Here is a 5,656-nt window from a genome sequence, read left to right as displayed (position 1 = left end):
TGCTTGACTTGGAATTGTCCATATAGGACATTTCTATTTGGTTATTAGGTAGGACATTTCTACTTAGGAATAACAAACCTGAATGCAGCGGTGCCCCATTGGGGGCGCGTTGAGATAAGCCTCTTTTAGATAACTTTAGCAACTCGATAGACAGTTGCAACTCCACAATTCACTGCTTTGGCAATTTCTTCCTTAGTCATATTGCCAACTACTAGCAATTCTTTTATTCGTTTATGTTTAGCCTCATTTGCCTTCTTGCCTGTTGGTTTGTAACCCGAACGTGCCAGGCCCTGCTTAATACGTTCTATACGTTTCTCATTGTCTAGGCGGGCCATTGTTGCCAGAAGATCAATCAACATATTGTTGATGAGTTCCAAGATTGAATGAGTAATGCTGTCACTGGTTTGAATCATTTGGTAGGTAGTAGGAAGATCTGCTACGACTAAACGAAGTCCCTTCTCCTGGATCCTGCGCTTCAGCTCTTGAAAATCTCGTTGGGTTAGGCGTGATAAGCGGTCAATACTTTCAACTAACAATGTGTCACCTTGATTTGCTTCTGACAGTAGCTTATTCAATTCAGGTCGGTCTAACTTCGTACCACTATAGTTTTCCACGTACACAATGGTTTCACCCAAATTCAAGTTTTGGTTTAGATCCTGAAGAATCTGCAAAGCCCTTTCTGCATCTTGATCTTTAGTTGAAGCTCGTAGATAAATACGTGTATTCATTTCTATCATTTAATCTTAATTCTATTAGATTAATGATAATACTATCATTTAATTATTGCATTAAGTCTAATGATAGATATTGTATGCGATTTGGCTCGCTATCATTCAGGTATAGTCTTTTGATAAAAAAAGCATGACTAAAAGCCATGCCTTGGGAATTCGTATAACGTGTATTATGTTAATTTTAGATAAACTATAGAATCCATTAGTTTTTAAACCAATAAATTAAATATTTTATGGAACTCCAGAATATTTATTCAGGCGATACTTAAGCAATAAGGGTAGGGTGATTACATAAAGTATTGCAGCTAATGCCCATACCATTCCAGGAGCTGATGCCTGAGTCATAAAATAGAGGCTAGTAACTAATACAGGACCAATTATAGCCACCAGACTATTAAAACTGCTTAATAGCCCTTGTAATTCACCTTGTCTTTCATCACTAATACCTCTGGACATCATTGCTTGCAAAGCAGGAACGGCTACTCCACCAAGGGCAAACAATGGTAACAACGCAAAAGGCACCCATTCTTCAACAGCAATAGATAAAAGAAGTAAACCAATTGCATCGCAAGCTATTCCACATAACAACGTATTTTTCTCTCCAAACCTCTTTACCATAGGGGCGATAGCAAAAGCCTGTGCAATAGAATGGCATATTCCATAACTAGCAAGGGAAACACCTGCAATAAATATACTCCAGCCATAACGATCCTGCCCATAGATAACCCATAAAGTTGCGGGGACTTGTGAAACCAATGTGATAATTAAAAAGATACCAAGCAATGGAGCCATATTAGGTTGAGTGATCAAATAGGATAATTTCTTTAATATTGATTGCTCCTGAACCTTCTCAGTCATTTTATTGCTGTGTTTTGATTCTTTTAATAAGACTGCTGTCATTATTAAATTAATCCCATTCATAAAAGCAGCAGCAAAGAACGGTGCATGTAAGTTCCATTCACCCAAAACTCCACCTATTACCGGACCCGCTATAAACCCAATACCAAAGACAGCTCCAAGGAGACCAAACCTTTTTGCACGCTCATGGGCTGGAGTAATATCTGAAACATAAGCTGTTGCAACAGCCATGTTGGCACCTGTAATTCCCGCAAAAATACGACCAATATATAGCCACAATAGAGAAGGAGCAGCAGCCATTAGGAGATAATCAGCCGTTGCACCAGCAATTGAAATAATTAATACAGGTCGACGTCCAAATCGGTCACTCAACGCTCCAAGGATAGGTGCAAAAATGAACTGCATCAGAGCATACACAGCTAATAAAGCACCATAGTGAACACCGCCTGCTTCAGCTCCAGCCAATGACCGTAATAATTCAGGCAAGATCGGCATAATTAAACCAATCCCAACAGCATCCAGAAATATAGTGATTAAAATCACGCTCAATGATTTCTTCACAAATGCCTTCTCTAGCAATGATAGAATTAATATTCTCTCACACACTCCCTATCAGTGATAGATTTATGAGTAAAAAAGATATTGCACCTCAACGTCTGACACGTGAAATAGTCCTGCGTACCGCATTGGATATGTTGAATGAAGAAGGCATAGATTCAATAACCACACGCAAGCTAGCTCAACGATTGGGTATTAAATCTCCAACTCTATATTGGCATTTCAAGAATAAATCCTTGTTAATGGAAGCAATGGCGGAAACCATTATAAATGAACACCATTTAGTTTCTTTACCCATCGATGGGATGACATGGCAAGATTGGTTGCTCGCTAATTCTGTAAGCTTTCGTCGAGCACTACTAGCTTACCGTGATGGTGCTCGTCTACATGCAAGAACTAGCCCCAGTCAAGGACATTTCAACACGATTGAGGCCCAAGTTGCGCTGTTATCTCATGCTGGGTTTTCTCCTGTTGAAGCAGTTGCATTACTTATGACATTAGGAAGGTTTATTGTTGGGTGGGTCCTTGAGGAGCAGCAAGAAGAAATAAGATCAGACCCACCATTCGAAGCCGATCCAACTATATATCCACTCATGCTCCAAGGAGTGAATACCTTACAAAATATGAATGCGGATGACATTTTTGAAAATGGGATTCGTATGGTGATTATCGGTGCTGAAAGACAACTTGATATTAAAATGCAAACTTAACTCTATACTGCTTTAAGCAACTGTTCTATTTAGTAATAAAGCTTTTATCCTTAATTATTTAACATAATGGCGATTATACGAATCTAAAAATGGGAGTCTTTAGCTCCCATTTTTATTGTTAAACATTGAATCCTATATGTTTTCCTGTTGGAAGCTCTACATCAATACGGAGCTTCCCGCCCATTGCCTCAACATACTTTTTCATGGTTGAAATCTTAAGATCATTGCCACGATTTTCTATTGCTGAAAGCGATGGCTGTTTTATTCCCAAAGTTTCAGCAAGTTCCTTTTGAGAGATTTCAAGTTCTTCACGAATAAGATGAAGCTGATTTTCTAGCAGTAATTCATCTGCCATTTTTTGAATACGGGCTTGGCTCTCTGGAGAGCGGCTAGCTAACAATTCTTGCAGAGTCTTAGCCATTAGATTTATCTCCTAGGGTGGTGAGATGAAGTTGGTATTGTTCATCTGCAATATCCAGCATGTCTTTATAAAAACGCTTTTTACTGCCTTTATCAGCAATACATAGAACAATAGCCTGTCGTAAAGGATCAAATGCGAAGAAAGCTCTCAGTGGTTTACCTCGATGTTGAACACGAAGCTCTTTCATGTTGGTAAATTTAGAGTCATAGACAGTATCTACTAAAGGGCGGCCTAAACTTGGTCCTTGCTGCTGTAGAACAACTAGGGCAGCCAGAACCTTCTCTTGTGTTGATTCGTCTTGCTGTTCAAGCCATTCATTAAATAGATCTGTCGTAATGACTATCCACATACCACAACCAAAATATAGATTATAGTCTATATTTTAGGAGCATTATGCTTGTTTTGCAAATGAGAAATGATAGGCAATAAAAAACCCCAGCATCCTGCCGGGGTTTTTCATATTGGGGTCGTTTGCGGGAAGGGGCGGAATCCTACGCTAAGGCTTTGGCCAGCGATATTCTCCGGTGAGATTGATGTGTTCCCAGGGGATAGGAGAAGTCGCTTGATATCTAGTATGACGTCTGTCGCACCTGCTTGATCGCGGCCGCGATAGCTAGATCGCGTTGCTCCTCTTCTCCATCCGCGTTCCAAGCTGCGGAAAGGCACCCATAAGCGTACGCCTGGTCGAGCAGGCGACGCGGATCGACGTCCAGCGCACGAGAGAATGCGTCCGCCATCTGTGCAATGCGTCTAGGATCGAGACAAAGGTCGTCTCTGTCAGCCGGATCGTAGAACATATTGGCGGCGCCAAAGCCCACTTCACCGACCAGACCGACGGGATCTATCACCAGCCAGCCGCGACTGGAGAACATGATGTTTTCATGATGCAGATCGCCATGTAGCCCACGCAGTTCCGAGGCATTGCTCATCATTTGATCGGCTATAATCGCCGCGTGGACGTAGTCAGTTTGACAACCTGCGTTTTGATCATCGCGCGCCCGCTGAAACAAAGCTGCAAAGCGATCCCGGATCGGGAGAAGGGCAGAAGGCAGGGGTTCCTCAGATGCGGCATACAGCTTCGCCATTAGTTCCGCTGCAATTTCGGTCGCCTGGTAGTCGCCGTGCTCGGCAACGATGTGAGAGAGCATTCGCTCCCCGGCATATTCGAGCAACATCAGATTGTTCTCACGACCGAGCAACCGGACTGCTCCCCTCCCATTGCGCCATACCAGATAGTCGGCCCCGCGCAGTTCATCAGCAATGTCTTCTATAGGTTTCAATCCCTTGACGATTGCAGGAGTCCCGTCTGGCAATGAAACTTTCCAAACGAGGCTGGAAAAGGTGTCCGCAATGAGAACAGGTTGCGAAACGTGCCAATGAGCAGGAAAAACAGGCGGCATGAACATCAACCCCAAGTCAGAGGGTCCAATCGCAGATAGAAGGCAAGGCGTTCGCGGTCGGGGGCTTCGATCCCCAATACATTGAATAGGACAGCGAAGGCGCGCTCTGCTTCATCTGGCGCTGCCCAGTTCTCTTCGGCGTTAGCAATCATGAGTGCCAAATCGGCATAGCGATCTGCTGTTCCGAGCCGCCCAAGGTCGATCAGACCCGTGCATTGAAGAGTTTTAGGGTCCACCATGAAGTTCGGCATGCAGGGATCACCATGGCAAACAACCATATCGGTGCGCTCTTGGTCGAGCCGCACCGGTAGCTCTCGTTCGACACGAGCCAAAAGATCGAGCTGCGGCGTACTCTTGTCCTCGTCCGGTAAGAAGTCGGGATTGACGGCATTGCGGGACACCACATCAACGGCGCGTCCGAACATTCGCGACAGCCTGCGCTCAAACGGACATTGATCAACCGATAGGCTGTGAACAGCGCCAAGTTGCTGCCCCATTGACGGCCACGCTTTGAGCAAATCCGCTCCAGACAGATCAGCCGCCGGTACTCCCGGAATTGCCGTTATCACCAAGCATGCACCCTCCTGTTCCTCCTGCCAGTTGATGACCTCGGGGCAAGCCACACCTCGACCTTTGAGCCAAATGAGGCGGTCACGCTCTCCAGCGAGCTCACCGCGGCGGGAAGCAGGTGCGATTTTCGCGAAGGCATGCCCGTCACCACGTCGAAAAACAAAATCACCAGATTCTCCGCCTCTGACAGGCAACCAGTCAGAATGCGATTCACCAAAAAAAATATTAGTTCGATTCAATGGAGGTTCCTTCAGTTTTCTGAGGCTTTGTTGCACAAAGATTTGAAATGCAAAGCGCCCCTAATTGATCCAAATTTAAGGCGTAACTTGGGTATCCTGTCGTCGGGTCGCCCTCAAAGGGGACATGCCTGCTGAACCGCGAATATAGAGAAATATCCCGAATGTGCAG

8 protein-coding genes are annotated in these 5,656 nt (G+C 44.4%); 1 reads left to right on the top strand and 7 read right to left on the bottom strand.

The window, feature by feature from the left end:
• Positions 1–125 precede the first annotated feature (125 nt).
• Together HX129_RS17380 and tet(39) are read right to left on the bottom strand one after the other, a co-directional pair.
• Positions 126–737: a recombinase family protein gene (locus tag HX129_RS17380; protein WP_015060246.1), complete on the bottom strand. Its 612-nt coding sequence runs from the start codon at positions 735–737 to the stop codon at positions 126–128.
• A gap of 225 nt (positions 738–962) precedes the next feature.
• Positions 963–2,150, bottom strand: coding sequence for a tetracycline efflux MFS transporter Tet(39) (gene tet(39), locus HX129_RS17375; RefSeq protein WP_174738199.1), 1,188 nt, complete (start codon positions 2,148–2,150; stop codon positions 963–965).
• Between the two features lie 65 nt (positions 2,151–2,215).
• Here tet(39) and HX129_RS17370 point away from each other — a divergent pair, with 65 nt between their 5' ends.
• Positions 2,216–2,857: a TetR/AcrR family transcriptional regulator C-terminal domain-containing protein gene (locus tag HX129_RS17370; RefSeq protein WP_004787586.1), complete on the top strand. Its 642-nt coding sequence runs from the start codon at positions 2,216–2,218 to the stop codon at positions 2,855–2,857.
• Between the two features lie 118 nt (positions 2,858–2,975).
• Here the strand turns inward: HX129_RS17370 and HX129_RS17365 are convergent, their stop codons facing one another.
• The 5 genes from HX129_RS17365 to HX129_RS17345 form a co-directional block, all read right to left on the bottom strand.
• On the bottom strand, positions 2,976–3,278 hold the full coding sequence (locus tag HX129_RS17365) for a helix-turn-helix domain-containing protein (protein WP_001140620.1): 303 nt from the start codon (positions 3,276–3,278) through the stop codon (positions 2,976–2,978).
• Positions 3,271–3,627: a type II toxin-antitoxin system RelE/ParE family toxin gene (locus HX129_RS17360; protein WP_004967307.1), complete on the bottom strand. Its 357-nt coding sequence runs from the start codon at positions 3,625–3,627 to the stop codon at positions 3,271–3,273. The genes HX129_RS17365 and HX129_RS17360 overlap by 8 nt, the downstream gene beginning before the upstream one ends.
• A gap of 220 nt (positions 3,628–3,847) precedes the next feature.
• Complete coding sequence (locus tag HX129_RS17355; protein WP_000480968.1) at positions 3,848–4,684, bottom strand: aminoglycoside O-phosphotransferase APH(6)-Id; 837 nt, start codon at positions 4,682–4,684, stop codon at positions 3,848–3,850.
• A complete protein-coding gene (gene aph(3'')-Ib, locus HX129_RS17350) occupies positions 4,684–5,487 on the bottom strand; it encodes an aminoglycoside O-phosphotransferase APH(3'')-Ib (RefSeq protein ID WP_001082319.1) in 804 nt (267 codons plus the stop codon). Before aph(3'')-Ib ends, HX129_RS17355 begins: the two co-directional genes overlap by 1 nt.
• On the bottom strand, positions 5,474–5,656 hold a 183-nt coding region (locus HX129_RS17345), incomplete at its 5' end, for a hypothetical protein (RefSeq protein ID WP_286436382.1). The genes HX129_RS17345 and aph(3'')-Ib, both read right to left, overlap by 14 nt.

Origin of the sequence: Acinetobacter sp. 251-1, from assembly GCF_030329305.1 — a bacterium.
Lineage (GTDB): Bacteria > Pseudomonadota > Gammaproteobacteria > Pseudomonadales > Moraxellaceae > Acinetobacter > Acinetobacter piscicola_A.
The sequence above is the reverse complement of the archived record's forward strand: the minus strand, read 5'-3'. Positions and strand labels throughout refer to the sequence as shown.